Annotated in this window: 16 protein-coding genes; 11 read left to right on the forward strand and 5 right to left on the reverse strand. The window is 73.6% G+C overall.

Annotated elements, in window-relative coordinates:
- Together AB0P35_RS36935 and AB0P35_RS36940 are read right to left on the reverse strand one after the other, a co-directional pair.
- Positions 1–1,289 (reverse strand): ISAzo13 family transposase (locus tag AB0P35_RS36935; protein WP_363519817.1); only part of this gene is annotated, 1,289 nt, incomplete at its 3' end.
- Positions 1,225–1,701 (reverse strand): transposase, encoded by a 477-nt coding sequence (locus tag AB0P35_RS36940; protein ID WP_363519820.1) that lies wholly within the window; start codon positions 1,699–1,701, stop codon positions 1,225–1,227. The genes AB0P35_RS36940 and AB0P35_RS36935, both read right to left, overlap by 65 nt.
- Before the next feature lie 278 nt (positions 1,702–1,979).
- Here AB0P35_RS36940 and AB0P35_RS36945 point away from each other — a divergent pair, with 278 nt between their 5' ends.
- The 6 genes from AB0P35_RS36945 (at position 1,980) to AB0P35_RS36970 (ending at position 6,693) form a co-directional block, all read left to right on the forward strand.
- On the forward strand, positions 1,980–2,480 hold the full coding sequence (locus tag AB0P35_RS36945; protein ID WP_363519822.1) for a hemerythrin domain-containing protein: 501 nt from the start codon (positions 1,980–1,982) through the stop codon (positions 2,478–2,480).
- A gap of 132 nt (positions 2,481–2,612) precedes the next feature.
- Positions 2,613–2,768: a DUF6131 family protein gene (locus AB0P35_RS36950; protein ID WP_363519825.1), complete on the forward strand. Its 156-nt coding sequence runs from the start codon at positions 2,613–2,615 to the stop codon at positions 2,766–2,768.
- A gap of 1,014 nt (positions 2,769–3,782) precedes the next feature.
- Positions 3,783–4,805, forward strand: a complete 1,023-nt coding sequence (locus AB0P35_RS36955; RefSeq protein WP_363519827.1) for a fatty acid desaturase — start codon at positions 3,783–3,785, stop codon at positions 4,803–4,805.
- A gap of 16 nt (positions 4,806–4,821) precedes the next feature.
- On the forward strand, positions 4,822–5,217 hold the full coding sequence (locus AB0P35_RS36960; RefSeq protein ID WP_363519830.1) for an STAS domain-containing protein: 396 nt from the start codon (positions 4,822–4,824) through the stop codon (positions 5,215–5,217).
- A 6-nt stretch (positions 5,218–5,223) separates the two neighbouring features.
- Positions 5,224–5,922 (forward strand): ANTAR domain-containing protein, encoded by a 699-nt coding sequence (locus tag AB0P35_RS36965; RefSeq protein ID WP_363519833.1) that lies wholly within the window; start codon positions 5,224–5,226, stop codon positions 5,920–5,922.
- Positions 5,923–5,955: 33 nt separating this feature from the next.
- Positions 5,956–6,693: a GAF and ANTAR domain-containing protein gene (locus tag AB0P35_RS36970; protein ID WP_363519836.1), complete on the forward strand. Its 738-nt coding sequence runs from the start codon at positions 5,956–5,958 to the stop codon at positions 6,691–6,693.
- A gap of 256 nt (positions 6,694–6,949) precedes the next feature.
- Here the strand turns inward: AB0P35_RS36970 and AB0P35_RS36975 are convergent, their stop codons facing one another.
- The 3 genes from AB0P35_RS36975 to AB0P35_RS36985 form a co-directional block, all read right to left on the reverse strand.
- The gene (locus tag AB0P35_RS36975) at positions 6,950–7,351 is read right to left on the reverse strand and encodes a hypothetical protein (RefSeq protein ID WP_363519839.1); all 402 of its coding nucleotides are present in this window, start codon (positions 7,349–7,351) and stop codon (positions 6,950–6,952) included.
- A gap of 134 nt (positions 7,352–7,485) precedes the next feature.
- On the reverse strand, positions 7,486–8,145 hold the full coding sequence (locus AB0P35_RS36980) for a hypothetical protein (RefSeq protein ID WP_363519842.1): 660 nt from the start codon (positions 8,143–8,145) through the stop codon (positions 7,486–7,488).
- 336 nt (positions 8,146–8,481) lie between these two features.
- Complete coding sequence (locus AB0P35_RS36985) at positions 8,482–10,275, reverse strand: hypothetical protein (protein ID WP_363519845.1); 1,794 nt, start codon at positions 10,273–10,275, stop codon at positions 8,482–8,484.
- A gap of 188 nt (positions 10,276–10,463) precedes the next feature.
- Here AB0P35_RS36985 and AB0P35_RS36990 point away from each other — a divergent pair, with 188 nt between their 5' ends.
- From AB0P35_RS36990 to AB0P35_RS37010, 5 genes are all read left to right on the forward strand, one after another.
- On the forward strand, positions 10,464–14,681 hold the full coding sequence (locus tag AB0P35_RS36990; protein ID WP_363519848.1) for a hypothetical protein: 4,218 nt from the start codon (positions 10,464–10,466) through the stop codon (positions 14,679–14,681).
- A gap of 103 nt (positions 14,682–14,784) precedes the next feature.
- Entirely contained in the window at positions 14,785–15,207 is a 423-nt protein-coding gene (locus AB0P35_RS36995) for a hypothetical protein (protein ID WP_363519850.1), read from the forward strand.
- 5 nt (positions 15,208–15,212) lie between these two features.
- Complete coding sequence (grpE, locus tag AB0P35_RS37000) at positions 15,213–15,929, forward strand: nucleotide exchange factor GrpE (protein ID WP_363519853.1); 717 nt, start codon at positions 15,213–15,215, stop codon at positions 15,927–15,929.
- Positions 15,930–15,956: 27 nt separating this feature from the next.
- The gene (locus AB0P35_RS37005; RefSeq protein ID WP_363519855.1) at positions 15,957–18,509 is read left to right on the forward strand and encodes an Hsp70 family protein; all 2,553 of its coding nucleotides are present in this window, start codon (positions 15,957–15,959) and stop codon (positions 18,507–18,509) included.
- On the forward strand, positions 18,506–18,808 hold the full coding sequence (locus AB0P35_RS37010; protein WP_363519858.1) for a hypothetical protein: 303 nt from the start codon (positions 18,506–18,508) through the stop codon (positions 18,806–18,808). Before AB0P35_RS37005 ends, AB0P35_RS37010 begins: the two co-directional genes overlap by 4 nt.
- Positions 18,809–18,884 lie beyond the last annotated feature (76 nt).

Raw genomic sequence — 18,884 nt, forward strand, 5'->3', positions numbered from 1 at the left:
GAACCGCCTCCAGGCCATCGACCGGGAAACCGACGTCGCCTGAGCGGTGCACACAACTCCGTACCGGCTGGAGCACTCAGATCAGTACGCGGACACAGCGTGTAGTTCCAGTCGCCGTGAAACGCATCGGGCGTGATCGGCAAGGCCTGGAACTCGGCAGCACTCACCGTTGAACCCAGGAGGTAGCTACCGGTGTCGAGCTCGGCCCCGATGGTCAGCCCGGTCCGGGTGGTCGTAGCGGCGATCGTCTCGATGACGACCTCGTAGCTGGTCAATGGCTGGCCCCGCCAGTTCGCGGTGATGTGGCAGAACATCCGGTGTTCGATCTTGTTCCATTTCGACGTGCCCGGCGGGAAGTGGCAGACCGTGATCTCCAGGCCGCTCTCCAGGGCGAAGGCGGCCAGGTGCTTCTTCCAGGTCCAGCGGCGGGGATCGTTGGAGCCGCCGGCGTCGGCGGTGATCAGCAACCGGGTGGCGTTCGGATGGTGCACCCGTCCGCAGTTCCGCCACCAGCGGCGTATGGACTCGACCGCGAACTCGGCGGTGTCGTGGTCGGTTCCGACGTTGACCCAGCCGGTGTTGGTGGCGATGTCGTAGATCCCGTAGGGGATGGCGACGGGCTGGTCGCTGGTGGTGAAGGTGTGGCAGTCGACCTTGATCGGGTCCTTGCCCGGCCGCCAGGTGCGGCCGGGCCGGTCGCGGCTGCCGAGCCATTCCTTAGCCTTGGTGTCGACGCTGATCACCGGCTGCCGGTCGTCGAGGAAGGCGGTGGCCGTGGCGTTCAGGTGAGCGAACTGGGCGTCGCGGTCCGGATGACTGGCGCCTTCGGTGGTCTTGACGGTGCCCTGGAGGCTGTAGCCCAGGCCGTGCAGCAGACGGCCGACGGTTGCGGCACTGACCGGATGGCTCTGCGAGGTGAGGGCCGAGGCCAGGGCCCGCAGCGACAAGGTGGTCCATCGCAGCGGCGAGACGGGATCACCCCGGGTGTGCGGCTCGATCAGCGCCTCGAGCGCGGCCAGCAGGCCGGGGTCGGTGACCGTCAACGGCTTGCGGCCGGCTCCCGCAGCCCGGACCCTCCGCGTCGGCACCGGGTCCCCGGCCAACTCGGTCACGCCACGCGAGACGGTGGCGGTACTGGTCCCCGAGGCAGCAGCCACCAGGGCGATCCCGCCGTGGCCGATCGCCGCAGCCTCACTGGCCAGGTAGAGCCGACGGCGCCGCTCATCAAGATGCGGCAGGATCCGATCGAACTTGGCCCGTAACACCGTGACGGGCGGACGCACAGTCATGGTCCACCCTCCCACCAAGTCCTCCTGAACAAGCACTAATTGAAATACAAGCCCCCAGGGTGCCCGAGTACTGCCGGGCGACCCCGGGTGAGGCTTTGCCGTCCTTGGGGAATCCGGTGTCGTCCACGGCCCACACCTCAGGCCGCACCGCCCGCACGGCCCGCCGCGCCAGCCGGGCCCGCACGTCCCCGACCGGCCAGGTCGAGGACGTCATGAACTGCTGCAACCGCTGATGGTCGATCCCCATTCGCTCGGCCATGGGCTGCATCGACTTGCGCCGGCCGTCCAGCAGCAGCCCCCGCAGATACAGTCCGCCCTTGACCCGCTGATCACACCAGGCCAAGGGCGCGAACACCTCTGCCGCGAACTCCTCCAACCGGCCCCGCCACACCGCAAGCTCCCCAGCCCTCATACGACCAGAGAACTACCAACCACACGATGCGACAAGCCACCTAACAAAGCACTACTAGCACACCGCCCGCCCCGCAGAGCCGACCCAGACCCGGACCGGGACCCCTGTTGGTGTCCGGCCGAGAGCAGAACCTCACCACGGCGGCCGAGCCCTGAAACCGCGCCCGCCCAGCAGTTGTGCAGGCGCGGACGGCACGGGACCGGCGGGCACCGGACGTGTGAGCCCGAGCCCGGTGGGCAGACGCGACGCCACGCATCGCCCTACGGAGGAGCCAACCCATGTCCACTGACGCAATTGTTCTGCTCAAGGAGGACCACAAGGAGGTGCGCCGCCTCTTCCGGTCGTTCGAAGCCGCCGACGAGAACGCCACGGAGGTCAAGGCGGACCTCGTGAGCAGGATCGTGGAAGCACTCACGGTCCACACCTTCATCGAGAACGAGGTCATGTACCCCGCGGTCCGCGAACTCGTTCCCGCCCTAGAGCACGACATCCGGGAGTCCTTCGAGGAGCACCACGTCGCCGACCTGCTGTGCGCCGAACTCGACGCGATGGACCCCGGCGACGAGCGGTTCGATGCGAAGACCACCGTCCTCGTCGAAGCCGTCGGCCACCACATCCAGGAGGAGGAGGACGGCTGGTTCCCCAAGGTCCGCGACGCCCTGGGCCGCAAGGAACTCCAGGAGATCGGGGCCCGCATGCTGGAGGCCCGCGCCACAGCACCGCGCCGACCCGCGCAGCCGGGTTCACTCAAGAAGGCCGCCGACGCGATCTTCCGCTGAACGCAGAGGCAGCCGGACAGCCGCACGCCGTTCCCGATCCCGTGGCGGCAGACCCTGCGCGGGATCGGCCCTCGCCACGTATCCGCAGCCCCGGTCAAGGTCAGTCAAGGGGCCGTCACGCCGGAGGTGCCAGTGATCATCCTCGGAGTCATCCTCCTCGTCATCGGCTTGGTCGCCGGCATCGGCTTCCTGTGGACGATCGGCATCGTCCTGGTCGTCATCGGACTGATCCTCTGGATCCTCGGCGCCGTCGGCCACGAGGTCGGAGGCCGTCGCCACTACTGGTGAACCGACGAACGTTCCCTGGCCTTGGAACCGGAGTCGTCACCGGGCAGGCAGGCACGCCCCTCCGGCCAACGCGCCCACAGACGCCGGAGTTTCGCGTTTGCCGGTGCCCACAGCCTGCGCGGTCGGTGACCGGGGCGGGCCCTGCCCGGCGTTCGGGTGGGGGGATCCCGTCGGTGTCGAACGCGCCGTCGGCAGTGTCCCAGGCAAGGGTGGCCAGCTGGAGTCGGTCGGTGCGTGAGGCGGGGCGGAGCGGCGGGGCGGGGCGCGCGCCAACGGTCCCAACGGCCTGCGCCAAGTCATGGACGTCGTCGACTCCCTGGCCGACAACCCCCGCCCGGACGGGACCGCCGAGTACGGCTCCCCGACCTGCGCAGGCTCCACGTCGGCCGCTCCCGCGGGCTCTGTGAGACCACCGAGGCCGCCGTGACCGTCGTCGTCCCCCACGCCGGCCGACTCGTCTGACCCCACGCGGCGCGGCAAGGGTTGTGCCCTTTCGGGCAAGAAGTGGCGCCCGGCGCACGTATCTCCGGGGCCGGACACCGCCGCACCATCCGCCCGGTCCGCCACAGCTGCGCCAGGTCCAGCCATCGGGAGGGGAGAAGCCGCGCCGGCGGACGCAGCGCCCGGAGCGGATCCGAGGCCTTCCCGTCGGAGCACCGGGGTGGTCCTTGCCCGGCTGAGCACGGCCTCGCCGCGTCGGAGTCGGGTGTGGAGTGCGATCGTGGCCGGGCCGGGCACCGGGAAGGCGAGGCCTCGACTCCGCCTCGTCCACGCGACGACCGGGCCGCTGCCCGGCTGCCGGCCGGCCGAGTTCGGCCTAGGCCGGCCTCCTGCGGGCGAGCACGCGGTCGGATTCGACGAGCGCGCGGTCGGATTCTTGGCGGGGCGACACGATGGGCGTACCGTCGAAGAAGACCCGACCGAACACCTGGCGCGATTCTCCCGCGCGAGTCACCGGGTCCGATCTGCCGCCCCAGACCCCGGCTGCGCCGCACCAACGGCGAAGGAGCCGGGATGGCCATCACAGCCCGCCGTACCTCATCACTCTCCGATGACGGCACCGACACGGCGCGGGGCAGCACCGTTTCGGCATCGGCGCCCTACGACGGGGTCTCCCCGTTCCCGCGGGACGAATCCGCCGGCCCCGACCGAATCCCCCGATGGCAGATGGCCGTCACCGCCGTCGTGGTGGCCTTCCCCTTCATCGCCCTCGTGGCCGCGCTTCGGCTGCTGTGGGGCAGCCTCGTCGGCCCCACCGACGTGATCCTCGCCGTCGTCCTGTACTGCCTCACTGGCCTGGGCGTGACGGTGGGCTTCCACCGCGGCCTCACCCACGGCAGCTTCACCCCCAACCGCCCCATGAAGATCGCGATGGCGATCGCCGGGTCGATGAGCTTCCAGGGCGACGTGATCACCTGGGTCGCCACCCACCGCCGCCACCACGCCTTCACCGACCGCCCCGGCGACCCGCACTCCCCGTTCCGGTTCGGCACCAGCCTCACCGGCGAACTCCGCGGCCTGCTCCACGCCCACATCGGCTGGCTGTTCACCGCCGACGTCACCCCGCCCGCCCGCTACGCACCCGACCTCCTCGCCGACCCGGACCTGCGAGCCGTGTCCCGGGCGTTCCCCGCCCTGTGCGCGCTCTCCCTCGCGCTGCCCCTGGCCGTGGGAGCAGCCGTAGGCGGCACCTGGCACGCCGCACTCACCGCCCTGATCTGGGCCGGCCTCATCCGCGTCGCCCTGCTCCAGCACGTCACCTGGAGCGTCAACTCCCTCTGCCACATGATCGGCAGACGCCCCTTCCGCACCCGCCGCCACGACCGCGCCACCAACCTGTGGCCACTCGCCCTGCTCTCCTTCGGAGAGAGCTGGCACAACCTCCACCACGCCGACCCCACCTGCGCCCGCCACGGTGTCGACCGCGGCCAGATCGACCCCACCGCCGCCGTCATCCACCTGCTGGAGCGCACGGGCTGGGTGCACGACGTCCGCTGGCCCGTCGCCGACCGCCTCGAAACCCGCCGCCAAACTTGACACGCGGAGACACAGCATGGCCATCCACACCCCCGCTCCGGCACTGATGGTCGTCGTCGATCGCCCGGTGTGCGGCGAGCACGCCGTCGTCCTCGTCGCCGGCGAGATCGACCTCGACTCCGCGCCGGCGCTGCACGCGGTGCTCGAGCGCTGCCTTCGAGAGGGCATCCGCACCATCGACATCGACGCCCGCGCCGTCACGTTCTGCGACGCGAGCGGCCTCAACGTCCTGCTCGCCGCAGCCCACCGGGCGGCCGCCGCCGGCGTAACACTGACCCTGCGGAGGCCCTCCCGGCAGGTCGTCCGACTGCTGGACGTCACCGCCACCACCACCTACCTCACGCCGGCACACGGCCCGCCCCTCACCGATCCCGGCCGCACGCTGGACGCCGCGGCCGCACGCGCCTCGTGAACCGTCATGATCAGCGACCTCATGGCCCGAACCCTGCCCCTGCTCCGCAGACAGGCCGGCACCCTGGACCTCCACGCGCTTCCCGAGGCGGGACGGCGCGCCCTCGGCGTGGACTCCCTGGCGGTCTCGCTCCTGACCGACACCGGCCAGTGCGAACTCATCTGGTGTTCCGGGACGCTCGGCCACCGCTTCGAGGACCTGGAACTCGTCCTCGGCGAAGGCCCCGGGAACGAAGCCGCCGCCGGAGGCCGGCCCGTCCTCGTCCCCGACCTGGCCCGGACCCGCTCAGACCGCTGGCCCGTGCTGGCCGCCGAGTCGGCGGCGCTCCCCGTCCTCGCGGTGTTCTGCTTCCCCCTCGGCGTCGGCGCCATCCACGTCGGAGCCCTCACCACGGTGCGACGCACCTGCGGCCCCCTCACCGGAGCCCAGGCCGGCGACGCCCGCGTCCTCGCCGCGGCCCTCACGTCGCTCTGCCTTGCCGAACCGGACCGCGATGCCCGGGCGCAGCCCGCGGAGGAGCCGCCGGCCCTCCTGCGGGCCGTCGTGCATCAGGCGACGGGAATGCTCAGCGTCCAGCTCGACGTCCCGCTGCCCGAGGCCCTGGCCCGCCTCCGCGCCCACGCCTACGCCTCCGGACACGCCGTCGGCGCCGTCTCCCGGAGCATCGTCGACCACCACCTCCATCTGGACCAGAATGAGCCGTGAGTACAGCTTCAGGTGCGGTGAGGTTCGATGTCCATGACACGCGTGCAACGACTGACGGAAGTATTCGTGGAGGTCGCCAACTCCCTGACCGGCGACTTCGGTGTCATCGAGTTCCTGCAGCAGTTGTGCGAGCGCTGCGTGGAACTACTCGACGTCGAGGCGGCGGGAATCCTGCTCGCCGACCAGCGGGACCGGCTCATGACCGTGGCCGCCTCGGACGAGCGCACGCACATGCTGGAACTCTTCGCCCTCCAGCACGAGCAGGGCCCGTGCGTCGACTGCCACCGCACCGGCCACCCGCGGGTCGCCATCGACCTCACGAACGAGAAGATCGTGTCGCAGTGGCGGCCCTTCGCCTCGCAGGCCCGACAGATCGGATTCGTGACCGCCAACGCGATCCCGATGCGCCTGCGCGGACGGGTGATCGGAACCCTCGGCCTCTTCCAGAGCACACCCGGGCAGCTGAGTGACGACGACGTCCTGCTCGCCCAGGCACTCGCGGACGTCGCCACCGTCGCCATCCTCCAGCAGCGCACCCTCGACGACAGCGAAACCGAACGCGGCCAGCTCCAGTACGCGCTGACCAGCCGCATCGCCGTCGAACAGGCCAAAGGCATCCTCGCCGAACGCTGGCAACTCCCCCTCGACGACGCGTTCACCGCCTTCCGCGCCTACGCCCGCGCACAGCACATCCAACTCGCCGAGCTGGCCGCGGAGATCGCACGAGGCGGCATCGACACCGATCGGATCCCCCACCCCGACACCACATAGCCACGACCGAGGTGCACCGAACCACGTGGTCTCGGCACACGGTGCAGTGCCTTACACGAGCGCCGCCGGTGTCGGTCGGCGAACCACCTCTGCCCTTCGGGCGGCACGGCCCCGGCACACGGGCCTCGGCCGCCATGTGTTTGCTCTGCCCGCCGGGGCCCTACGTGTTCCACGGACCTACAGGAGTAGGCGCCGGTCTCGGGGCGTCGCGCTGTCCTCGCCCGACGCGGATCAGACGGACTGCCGGTGGCTGCGTCTACTCGGCATCCTTTAGCCGGTCCTCCGGCCAGACCTCGAACCCCTGGGACACGCCCGCTGGCGACCCTGACCGGAAGCACCCCCGGATGACCGCCATGACCTTGCGAACCGCATCAGGCCGCCCGCCGAGTTCCACCCTCACCGAGCCGGCCCCCGGGGCCCCCCGGGCAACCGGCTGTGCAGCAGCATCTTCGATCGGTGTGGACGTATCGACCTGCCAACGCGCGCGATTCGCCGCAACGGACGTCGCGGCGTAGTCTCCGGCCGCCACGGGGTCCGGGGCAGTGGTCAGCCTGAACGATTGCCCCACGGCGTCGGCGACTACCTGGGCTGCGGACGGGTCGCCGAATATCGACATATGGACGATCGCGCTGGGCGCCCGGGTGTGCTCGCCGGTCATGGCTTGCCTCCGTGGTCAGCTTCTCCCAGGGTCTGCCGAGACGTGCCGACTCGCATCTGCGTAGCCGGCCCGTCGGCTCAGCGATGCGTCGCTCGCCCGGCAAGCAGAAGGAAACGAGCCTCGCACTGCGGGTCTCAGGCGTCGCCCAGGCGACGGTAGATGTCCTGCAGGGCCTCCACGGCGTCGTTCAAGGCCTTGCCGGTGTCGCTGTGCGGGCCGGGGACGACCGAGACCATGATCCAGTCGGCGCCGTGGCAGCCCTGGGTCCTCGCCATCATGACCCTCCCGTCCCGAGTCTCGAGCTCGCGGAAGCCGCCGGGGCCGAGGGCGGGCATGTCCTCGAAGGTGAAGTCAGGGGACAAGGACGGGGTCTCGGCGGACTCCCGGTCGTGCCGGTCCTTGGCGACCAGGGCACAGCGCCGCTCCGGTGACATGCTGGTGTTCGGCCCCGGCAGCTCGCGGGTGAAGGAGACCCCGAGGCCGCCCAGGCCGTTGTCAATACTGACCATGCACCCGCCGGAGCTCAGTTGCGGACCGGTGCCGCCCTGTTCGGTGCGCAGGAGCCGGTCCTCGGGACGGATGTGCGGACCCGGCTGTGAGCTGTCCACCGTGTAGCCGGGCGCGTACCGGGTGAGGAAGTCGGGCCCGAGGAGCGTGCAGAGGTCGGCTCCGGTCTCCGGGAGGATGGCGTCGGCCGGAAGCGGGTGCTTGGTGACGGTGGCCGTGGCGGACGGGCCGGATCCGTCGGGCTCACCGCTCGCCGTCGAGCAGCCGGTGCCGGTGAGGACGGCCACGCCCAACAGCGCGCCCAGGGACGCCCGGTGTATGACGTGGTGTGCGATGAGTTGTTCCCCGTGTTTCCCGTTGTCGACTGCGTGTCATGGCCGGTGCCGCCCAGTCTCCGTGATCCGTGGCTACGGTTCCAGAGCCGAGGTCGAGACCGTCTCTCTCGGATCTTGTCGGATCAGCGCTCGGCGTCGGGGTGCCTGCATCGCAAGGCGGAGGAGGGAGCCCGTGCGGTGTCAGGCGACCGACATCAACGCGGCGAGGTACGTGCCCTGGCGCCATACCCCCGGCAGGATCCGAAGGAGTCGGCCTGTGTGCGGCACGCGGCCCCGACCAGTGACGATTCAGCTGTCCAGCCGGACTGGCTGCCAGCGGTAGGCGGCGTCCTCCTGCCAGCACTGCAGCTCGTCCTCGACGACCGCGGCCAGGCACAGCCGCCAGTCGTCGCCGACCGACAGCGCGACCCCGGTGGCCGGCCGCAGCGTGGGCCGCCACCAGCGGGGGCGCCGCGCCCCGCCGGATGCGGGCAGGCGCAGTCGGACGCCTCCGGTGCCGGCCAGCGCGATCGTCGGGCCGCCGCGGTGGCCGGCCATCGCCACGCCGAGGGCCGGCTCGGACTCGCCGATCTCGACCGGCGCCGCGCCGCCGCCGAGCGCGTACAGCCGGACCGCGCCGTCAGGGCCGAGGATCACGGCCTGCGGCCCGGCGGAGGACCGGGCCAGCGCGGCGCCGCGGGCCCGGGCCGGTGCGGCGATTCGCTCGGGCGGGCTGTCGGAGCCCACCTGCCAGCAGAGCACCCGGTCCTGGTGCTCCACCAGGACGGACCATGTCCCGACACGCACCTCGGTGGCGGCGAGCACCCGGTCGGCCGGGCAACCGGGCAGTTCCTGCCCGGTGACGGTGACCCCCGGTGACCAGCGGAAGGACTGCAGGACGCCTGCCCGGGCCGTCCAGGCGACCAGCTCTCCGGAGGCGTTGACCGCACCGGCCGCACCGGCGACGCCGCGCGCCACCTCCCACCAGCCGGAGCGGTTGCCCACCCAGAGCGCGCCTGCGCCGTCCTCCGCGAAGACGGCGAGCCCCTCCGCCCGGCCGGGCCGCCCGGCCACGATCTCCCGCACCGTCGGCGGGCCCTGGTTGGTGCGGGTCGCCGGGAGCTCCGGCGGCGAGAGCCCGGGGCCGGTGTAGCCGACGCCGTCCGAACCGCCGGAGACCACCAGCGGCCGGCCCGCGGTGTCCGGCAGCACGGCCAGGCAGGAGGTGCGCGGCAGCGGCCGGTGCGCGCGCAGGAGTTCGCGTCCGCGGGCGGCCCAGGGGCCGAGCGGGGCGGGGCGGCGGTCCGGGTCGTGGTGCAGCGGTTCGGCGGCCCAGTCGGCCAGGTCCTCGCTGAATCCGGCTGCCACCAGTTCGCGGCGGGCCTGCTCGGCGGCCGTCCGCTGGTCCAGCCGGCCGTGCTCGGGCAGCAGCAGGCTGCGGGCCAGCGTGCCCACCGCGAACAGGTCCTTGGCGGTGGCCGGGAAGCCGCCGACCTGTTCGACCTCCGGCGGTACGTGCCCGGGGGTGAAGACCGCCACCGTCAACGTCCGGTCCAGCGGCGCGAGGAAGGTCAGGTCGATCAGCTTGACCCGGCCCTCCGGCTCCACCAGCACGTTGGCGGGCGAGATGTCGCGGTGCACCCAACGCTTGCGATGGAGTTCGTCGACGATCCGGCAGAGCCGGACCAGTACCTCGGCCACGGCCGGCAAGCCGTCGCGGTTGGCCCGCGCCCACCGGTGCAGCGGGACGCCCTCGACCCACGGGGAGATCTGGTAGCCCAGGACCCCGTCACCGGGCGGGCTGCCCGGCCGGTGCGGCGAGGGGCCGAGCAGGAAGCTCGGCACCACCAGGTCGGTGACGGCCAGGCGGTGGGCGTTGTGCGAGACGTCGTCCCAGCGGCCGAGCCAGCGGCGCACCTCGGACGGGTCGCGCTCCAGCATGATCTTCGCCGCGACGAGCTCCTTGAGCCCGCTGCGGCCGGTGCGCACGGCGCGCCACACCTCGGCCTCGCCGCCGCGGTGGTGGAACTCCAGCAGTTCGTACTGCTCGGGATCGAACTCCGGCCCGAACCGCAGCCCGGGTACCCAGCGTGACTCTGACACTCCGCCCCCCGCCTGACCGGTCGGCCCTGCCCTCCCGAACCCCCACGATAGTGCTTTTTCCTGCCCGGACACGCCGGAGGCCGCCTATCCTGATCTCGCCCGAACACGGGTTGACAGCACGTCAAGGCGGCTGCTCTCGTACTCAGTTGTTCATGGATCCGACCGAACGGACCGCAGGGGGAGACTGCATGGCGCTGTTCGCGCTGCTGCTGATCGCGGTGGCACTCGCCGGCCTGGGGGGCTTCGTCCTCGTCCGCCGCAGACGTGCCCTCGACGCCGCCTCGGTGGCCAAGGCGCTGGCCGCGGCGGCCGCCCGGCTCGCCGCCGGGCAACCTGAGCAGGCCCGGCGCCGGTACGCCCGGCTCACCGAGCGGCTGGCCCTGGCACCCCCGCCGCTGCGGCCCCAGCGCGGCACCGCCCTGGTCGGCCTGGCCGAGGCCACCGAGGCGCTCGGTGACCAGGCGGCCGCCCTCGGGTTCTGCCGCGAGGCCTTCCCGCTGGTCGGAACGCCGGACACGCAGATCCCCCGCTGGGGCCTGCGGCGGCTCGCGGAGGCGGAGATCCGGGCCGGCCGGCCGGACCTCGCTCCCGCCCTCGCCTTCCTGCGCGCCACCGACCGCGGGCCGGAGCCCGGCGAGGAGGCGGAGTCCGCCACGCGCGTCCTCGACTGGCTGCAGCGCCGCTGCCGGGACGCCTCCGCCGCCGACCGCGACGGCGCCACCGCCGCCGCCCTGAAGGCAATCCCCGGACGGGACTGGCCGGTGCTGGCCAGGTCGGCGTTCCTGCGCGACAGTGGCCGACCGGGCGAGGCCGAGGCCGTCCTGCTCGCCGCCGCACCCGGCGGCAGCGGCGAACTCTGGTTCCGCCACGGCGCGCACCTGCACGCCACCGGGCGCAACGCCGAAGCCGTCGAAGCCTTCGGCCGCGCCGTGGAGCGCGGCACCGGCGAGCCCTCGCCGTGGGCCCGCGGGGCGTCGCTGCGCGCCGAGGCCCTGCTCTTCCGCGGCCTGGCCCGGCAGTTCCTCGGCGACCACCCCGGCGCCGGCACCGACCTCGCGGACGCCGCCGCGGCGGCCCCCGCCGACCCCCGCACGCACTACGCGCTGGGGCGGCTCGCCCTGCTGCTCGACCGGGACGACGAGGCCCACGGCCACTTCACCGCGGCCCTGGCCGCGCAGCCCGGCCACACCCCGTCCCGCCTCGGCCTCGCCCTGCTCCACGAACGGGCCGGCCGCCCCGCCGAGGCCGCCGCCGACTACCGGACCGCCCTCGACGCGTACCCGCTGTGGCAGCCCGCCAAGGTCCGGCTCGGCGCCGCACTGCTCGCCGCCGGCCGCGCCGAGGAGGCCGCGCCGCTGCTGCAGGCGGAGGCGGAGGCCGGCCACCCCTGGAGCCCGGCCGCCACCTTCCACCACGGCCTGGCCCTGGCCCGCGGCGGCGACCCGAGCGGCGCGGTGGACCGCTGGGAGCCGCTGCGCGGCCCCGGCCTGCCGGCCCTGCTGACCGCCCAGCGCGACCTGCTCGCCCGCCGACTGCTGGACACCGACCCCGGTGCGGCCCGCGCCCTGTGGCAGCAGGCCGTCCTCGACACCCCGGACGAGCCGGGCCTGCGTCTCTCCCTGCGCGAGGCCGCCCTCCGCGAGGCCGCCCACCTGCTGCTCACCCGCCGCGACGACCCTCAGGCGCTGGACGACGCCGCCAACGCCCTCGCCCTGGCGGGCTCCCCCGCCCCCGGCAAGGACGGCCCCGCCGCCTCCGCCCGGGAGGGCCGGCTGCGGGCCGCGCTGGCCCTCGCCCAGGGGTCCGCGGCCGGGCCGGACGCGCTGCCCGCCGACGCCGACGGCCCACGGGATCTCTACCACCGGGCAGCTGCCGGCCTGCTGACCGGCCGTCCGGTCCGCACGGTCGCCCTGCTCGCGCCGGTCGAGCCCGAGCCGGCGGGCGACCCGGCCCTCGCCCAGCTGCGGGCACTGCTCGCCGAACGGGCCGGCAACTGGACCGGTGCCCTCGACTGGTACCGGCACCACCTGGCGAACCCGGCCGGCCCGGCACCGGCCCTGACCCCGGCCCGCGGCACTTGCTGCGCGGCCGACACCGACACCACCTGCGACCGGGCCGCCGAGGACGCCTGCGGCGGCTGCGGCCGAGAGGGCTGCGCGGCGCACCTGTACCGGCCGGCGAGCGACGGCCCGGCACGCTGCGGCCGCTGCGCCGAACGGGCCCTGCTCGCGGTGCTGGACTGCGCCCTGCGGGCGGGCCTGCCGCAGGAGGCCGAGCGGACGCTGGCGGCGTGGGCCGCCGCCCTGGGCGACAGCCCGGCCGGCGTAGCGGTCCGCGCGGGTCTGTGCCTGCTGCGCGCCGACGACGGCGACCTGGACGCCGCCCTCGCCGACCTCCCCGCCGCCGCGCACCGGGCCCGCACCACGGTGCTGGTCCGGCGCGCCGCCCGCGCCGTCGGGGCGGGCCGGTTCGGGGACGCGGCCGGCGACCTGCGGGAGGCCGTCCGGCTGACCCCCGGGCACGCCCTCGCGGCCGAGGCCCTCGGGGTGCTCGCCGAGCACGAGGCGGCCCGGCACGCCGCCGAGGGCCGGTATCAGGAGGCCTGGGACTGCTACCACGCGCTGCTGCTCAAGGACCCGTCGCACCCGCGGCTGCTGCACGCACTCGGCCTGGTGTCCTACCGCCTGGCGGCCGCCGTCCCCGCCCAGGGCGTACCGGCGCAGCGTGGCCCGCGGGAGGCGGCGGAGGCGGAACCCGCGCCCGCGGGCCGGGCCGACCGGACCGAGCGGCCCGAGCTGTGGCACTGGGTCATCGGCTGCCTCGTCCCCTCCCTGCACCTGCCCGACGTGTGGGACGCCGCCGCCCACGTCACCGGCCGGGACGCCGAACCACCGCGGGTGGCTGCCGCCCGTGCCGCCCTGACCGACCGGCTCCGCACCGACCTGCGGACGCTCGACCAGGCCCAGGGCCGGAGCGGCGACGAGGTCGACGCGTGGACGGTCCGGCTCGGCATGGAGGTCCGCTGCGCCGAGGCCTTCGCCGAGGACGAGGTCGTGATCGGCCGCCCCGACGCCACCAGCCACCGGCTCGTCGTCGGCCCGTCCCTCGAACGGCTGCTGCGCACCTCGCCGCCGAGCCCCGAGCTCTCCTCCTGGCAGGGCGCGTTCGAGTACGCGGTGCTCCCCTGGCGCAAGCCAGGACCGTTCGGGGTCCACCCGCTCACGCACGCCCTCGGCCTGTTCGACGAACTCGGGCCGCAGCGCTACCTGCTGCTCCAGGGCCGGCACGCCGCGGCGGTGTCCGCGCTGGAGGCCCCCGACGGCGCGGAGACCGACGAGACCCGGCAGCTGCTGCTGCGCGAGGCCCTCACCAGCCAGGCCGCCGAACACCACCGCCACCAGGAATGGCGCGAGGCCCTGGAGTGCCTGACCCGGGCCCGGACCCTGCCCGGCCCCGGACTCACCGCGGAACTCGCCGCGCTCGGCGCCGACGCCGGACTCCGCGCCGCCCGCGCCCTGCTCAAGGAGCACGACGACGACCAGGCCGGTGCGGCGGGACTCCTGGAGCAGGCACTCGCGCTCTCCCCCGGGCACCGCGAGGTCCGGGAGAACCTCGGCGCCGCGTACGCCCAACAGGCCCGCAAGATCAACAACGAGACCAAGGACTACCGGCAGGCGCTGGTCCTGCTCCGCAAGGCGCTCGCGCTGGCCCCGGACGACCCGACGGCCCGCCACTTCCTGGAGGCCGCGCTGCTCAACCGGGCCGCCCAGGCCAGTGTCCTCGGCCCCGAGGGCGACCTGGTCGAGGCCACCGGGCTGTGGCAGGAACTCACCGAACTCGACGACGACCCCGACCACCGGTCGGGCCTGGTGTACGTACTGCAGCTCCGCTCGCTCACCGCCGCCCTCGCCGACCGGCGCACCGAGGCCGTCGCCCGGATGGCGGAGGCCCTGGCGGCCGACGCGGACTTCGACGGCGACCCGGCCGCCGAGGCCCCGCGCCGGGTCTCGGTGGTGCTGGCCAACCACGTGCTGGAGAAGTACCAGGACCGGCCGTTCGACGAGCGTGCCTCCCTGCTGCGCCGCGCCCAGACGTACGACGACTCCGCCGACATGCGGGCGGTGATCGTCAACGTGTGGCGCAGCGAGGCCGCCAAGGACTTCGAGGCCGACCGGTTCGCCGACGCCGCGCTGCTGCTGGAGCAGGCCCTGCAGATGGCGGGCCCGGCGGACGCCAAGGCCAACATCCGCAAGGAGCTGGGCGTCGTCTACGGCGCCCACGCCGTACGCAACGCCAACGCCCGCAGGTTCGCGGAAGCCCGGACGCTGATCGGCAAGGCCGTCGCGCGCGACCCGAACGACTCCGGCCTGCGCAGCCTCAAGTACCGGATCGACCGCCTGCGCTGACGGAACCGGCCGGCCAGCACCAGCACCCCGGACCACCGCCCCGAATGCCGCACCGAAGCCGTCCCTGCAGTCATCTGCAGCCGGAGGAGAAGAGACCGCCGCCATGCCCCTGCACGAACCGTCACCGTACGAGGTCCTGGGCGTCCCGCCCACCGCGGGTGTGCGCGAGATCAACCTCGCGGTGGGCCAGGCCATGCGGCAGGGCCGCCACACCCGCCAGCAGATCCAGGACGCCGCGGCGCTGCTGCGCAACCCCGACCGCCGCCTAGAGCTGGACATCCAGCAGCTGCTGCCGCCCGAACCGGTCGACGGGGTGGCGGAGTTGCTCGGCCCGGTGCTGGAGGAGCCGCTGCTCGTCGTGGAGCGGCCGCCGGTGACACCGGCGGCCCTGCTGGTCGTCCGCCGTGAGGAGCTCGCCGCCGACTTCGGGGAACCCGCCCCCGTCTCCACCACCGCCGAACCGCCCGTACCGGCGCAGTTCGCCGCCGACCTGTCGGTGCTGCCGCCGATCGAGATCCCGGAGTGAGCGCCATGACGCCTCAGGAACCCGGCACACCGGTGCCGACGGCCGTGCCGATGGAGGTGCCGCAGCGGGCCCTCGACGTCGACCTGGCCCAGGCGTTCAGCCAGTTGCTCTTCCGGGCGTCGCTGCTGCAGCGGCTGCGGGACGACGACGCGCGCGCCGCCCGGGCCGCGCAGCGCGACCTGCTGGGCCTGCTGGTCGACGTGGACGACGCACTGGCGGCGCTGAGCCTGGACCCGGAGCTGGTGCGGCTGGGCCGCAGCTCCGGCATCGAGGCGACCCGGCGCCGGCTGCTCGGCAAGCTGGCCAAGGCCGGGGTGCGCCCGATGCGGCTGGAGGGGATGGCCGCCGATCCGGGCCTGTCCGAGATCGTCGGCACCGAGCCCCGCGCGGGACTGGAGCCGGAAACGGTCGTCCAGAGCGTGGTCACCGGCTTCTTCTGGAACGAGGAGGTGCTGCGCCGGGCTCAGGTGGTGGTCGCGACGGCTCCCCCGCCGCCGTCCGCGGAGCAGCCCGAGCCGACCGCAAGCGCCGGAGGCATCGGAAGCGCCTCAACCGGCGAGCCCGTCGACGACCACGGGAGCGCCGAGAACTCCGGGAGCGTCGACCGGACGACGGCCGGACAGGCCCCGACCGCTCCCCCGGCCACGGGCAGGGCCGGCACGGGGGGCAAGGCCGGGAAGAGCTGGTCGAGGTCCGGGCGGCCCAAGCGACGCAAGCGCTAGACACACAGGGGACAAGAGGGGAACGACATGTACCGCACTCTCGGTATCGACCTGGGCACCACCAACTCCGTGGTGGCCCAACTGCGCCGGGGCGAGCCGGAGATCGTCTTCAACCGGCAGAACCAGGAGGGCACGCCCTCGGTGGTCGGCCGGGGCCGCCGGGGGGAGCTGCTGGTCGGATCGACCGCGCGGAGCCGACTCGCCCTCGACGGCGAGAACGTGATCCGGTCGGTCAAGCGCTTCATGGGCCGCAAGTTCCGTGACCCGCAGGTGCAGGCGGCACTCGACGAGCTCGACTACAAGGTGACCGCGGGCACCGACGGCGACGTGAACGTCTGGTTCGACGGCCGCTCGTACACGCCGATCGAGATCTCCGCGATCATCCTGCACCGGCTCAAGGAGGACGCCGAGCAGCGCCTCGGCGAGCCGCTGCACCGGGCCGTCATCACGGTGCCCGCGTACTTCGGCGAGCGCCAGGTCGCGGCGACCCGGGAGGCCGGCCGGATGGCGGGTCTGCACGTGCTGCGGGTGATCAACGAGCCGACCGCCGCCGCCCTCGCCTACGGGATGACGGCCGAGGCCGGCGACGAGGGGCGTACCGTCCTGGTCTACGACCTGGGCGGTGGCACCTTCGACATCTCGATCCTGCTGCTGGTACCCGGATCGGTGTCGGTGCTCGGCATCGAGGGCGACAACCTGCTCGGCGGGGACGACTTCGACCGTGCCATCACGACGGCGCTGCTGGAGGACATCCGGGACGAGTACGGCTCGGACTACCAGCCGGATCGGCGGGACCGGCCGCGGATCGCCTCGGCCGCCGAGGTGGTCAAGATCGAGCTGTCCAACCAGGAGGCGTCGGACGTCGTACTGGCGGGCCTCGGGGCGGGCCAGCTGGTGCTGGAGACGGTGTTCGAGCGGCCACGGTTCGAGGAGCTGATCGAGGCCCGGATCGAGCGGACCATCGAACTGACCCACAAGGCGATCATGCAGGCCAACCTGACCGTCGGGGACATCGACGAGGTGCTGCTGGTCGGCGGCTCGACGTCGATCCCGTTGGTGGCGCGGCGGTTGGGCGAGGTGTTCGGTCCCAAGCGGATCCGGCGCGGCGTCAACCCGATGCAGTGCGTGGCGCTGGGTGCGGCGGTGCAGTCGGCCCTGGTGGCCGAGGTGGAGTGCCCGGAGTGCCGGACGCCTGCCGAACTGTCCGCGGCCTCGTGCGCCCAGTGCTCGACCTCGCTGCTCGGCGGCGCCCGGGTGACCTGCACCGGGTGTCACCTGCCGGTGGACGCCGCGGCCGGCGCCTGCCCCAAGTGCGGGCAGCAGGTGGAGGCCGAGGCCGCCGCGCCCGTCGCGGCGCCCGCCGGCCAGACCCGCGACTGCGCGCGCTGCGGCACCCCGGCGGCGGCCGCGGCCACCGCCTGCAGCCTCTGCGGGGAGGCGCTGGCCGGCGCCGGGGGCGGCGCGGCAACCGCGGAGGGGGCCACGGCCGCGCAGGACATCGGCCTGCGCTGCGGCGGCTGCACGGCGGTGAACCCGCCCGGCACCGAGGTCTGCCCGTCCTGCGGCCAGCTGATGCAGGTGACCAACCCCTTCGACATCACACCGAAGGACCTGGGCATCGAACTCAACGACGGCCGCCTGGCGGTGATCATCCCGAAGGGCACCGGCTACCCCACGAGCACCCCGGTCAGCCGGGAGTTCGTCGTCTCCGGCGGCGGGCAGCAGCGCCTCGAGGTGGCCGTGTACGAGGGCGAGCAGCCGATCGCCCAGCAGAACGAGCTGATGGGTCACCTCACCCTCCGGCTGCCGGCCGGGCTGGGCGGCCGGATCCCGGTCGAGGTGTCGTTCGGCCTCGACCAGGACCGCACGATCACCCTGTCGGTGCGGATCCAGGGCGGCGAGCAGCGGACGGTCAAGCTCGGCCGAGCCTCGCTCGACCCGGAACTCAAGGTTCAGGTCGAGGAGCAGCAGCGGCAGATCGAGAGCTTCACCGACCGCTGGGCGAACGAGCTGACCGAGGCCGAACTGCGCGAGACCCAGCGGCTGATGGACACCCTCGACGACATGGCCGGCGGCCGGACGGGCGGCGAGTCGGTGGACGCGGCGCTGGAACGGGCGCAGTTCCTGCTGCGCGCGCAGCGCTGGGTGCGCAGCACCGAGGCGTACCTGAGCCTGTTCATCCTGTACTGCGAGAAGCACCTGGACCTGGGCGACCTGGCCCGGCTGCGGGCGGTGGCGGCCGAGCTGCGGCAGCGGCGCGAGGCCGCGGACTGGGAGGGTGCGATGGCGGCGGCAGCCGCCGCGGACGAGCTGTGCGACTCGCTGGGCCACACCTTCCGGATGCTGACGATGTGCAACATCTACGTCAGCCAGAACATGGTGTCGGCGGCGCTCGGCCAGCGGATCCTGGCGGAGCTGCGCGGGCTGGACTCCGCCGTGGAGTCGGCCAACATGGAGGCGGCGAACCGCCACAACTCGGCGCTGCTGGGCCTGTACGCGCAGGCGCAGCGCGAGATGGGCAACGACAGCGTGCCGGAGCAGGTCGGGCCGGTCCGCCCGGAGGAGGTCGATCCCCGATGACGGCCGTGCCGCCGATCGAGGTGCCGTGCCCCCAGTGCGCGGTGCCCGCGGACCCGGAGAGCCTGCGGTGCCCGTCCTGCCGGGAGGACCTCGTGGCGCTGGTCCGGCTGCGGTACGCCGGGCGGATCGACTACAACGAGGCGCTGGGGCGCGTCCGTGCCGGGGAGGACGCGGCCGCCCTGGTGCTGCTGCACCGCGCGGTGGCGCAGGAGCCCGGCCTGCGTCCGGCCGTGGACCTCCTCGCCGAGGTCACCGCCCGGGTCGGCGCGGCGGGAGGGGCCGGCACGACGGGGGTCTGAGGACATCTGAGGACAGGGGCCGAGGGCCCCGCACCGGTCGGCGGTGCGGGGTCTTCCTCCGACGCGGACTCCGGCA

The sequence above is a fragment of the Kitasatospora sp. NPDC085879 genome, from assembly GCF_040686255.1.
GTDB lineage: Bacteria > Actinomycetota > Actinomycetes > Streptomycetales > Streptomycetaceae > Kitasatospora.

Coding starts and splice junctions, on each gene's coding strand:
- AB0P35_RS36975 (WP_363519839.1), bottom strand. CDS start 7,351: ATGACCGGCGAGCACACCCGGGCGCCCAGCGCGATCGTCCATATGTCG.
- AB0P35_RS37010 (WP_363519858.1), top strand. CDS start 18,506: ATGACGGCCGTGCCGCCGATCGAGGTGCCGTGCCCCCAGTGCGCGGTG.
- AB0P35_RS37005 (WP_363519855.1), top strand. CDS start 15,957: ATGTACCGCACTCTCGGTATCGACCTGGGCACCACCAACTCCGTGGTG.
- grpE (WP_363519853.1), top strand. CDS start 15,213: ATGACGCCTCAGGAACCCGGCACACCGGTGCCGACGGCCGTGCCGATG.
- AB0P35_RS36955 (WP_363519827.1), top strand. CDS start 3,783: ATGGCCATCACAGCCCGCCGTACCTCATCACTCTCCGATGACGGCACC.
- AB0P35_RS36960 (WP_363519830.1), top strand. CDS start 4,822: ATGGCCATCCACACCCCCGCTCCGGCACTGATGGTCGTCGTCGATCGC.
- AB0P35_RS36965 (WP_363519833.1), top strand. CDS start 5,224: ATGATCAGCGACCTCATGGCCCGAACCCTGCCCCTGCTCCGCAGACAG.
- AB0P35_RS36940 (WP_363519820.1), bottom strand. CDS start 1,701: ATGAGGGCTGGGGAGCTTGCGGTGTGGCGGGGCCGGTTGGAGGAGTTC.
- AB0P35_RS36970 (WP_363519836.1), top strand. CDS start 5,956: ATGACACGCGTGCAACGACTGACGGAAGTATTCGTGGAGGTCGCCAAC.
- AB0P35_RS36945 (WP_363519822.1), top strand. CDS start 1,980: ATGTCCACTGACGCAATTGTTCTGCTCAAGGAGGACCACAAGGAGGTG.
- AB0P35_RS36995 (WP_363519850.1), top strand. CDS start 14,785: ATGCCCCTGCACGAACCGTCACCGTACGAGGTCCTGGGCGTCCCGCCC.
- AB0P35_RS36990 (WP_363519848.1), top strand. CDS start 10,464: ATGGCGCTGTTCGCGCTGCTGCTGATCGCGGTGGCACTCGCCGGCCTG.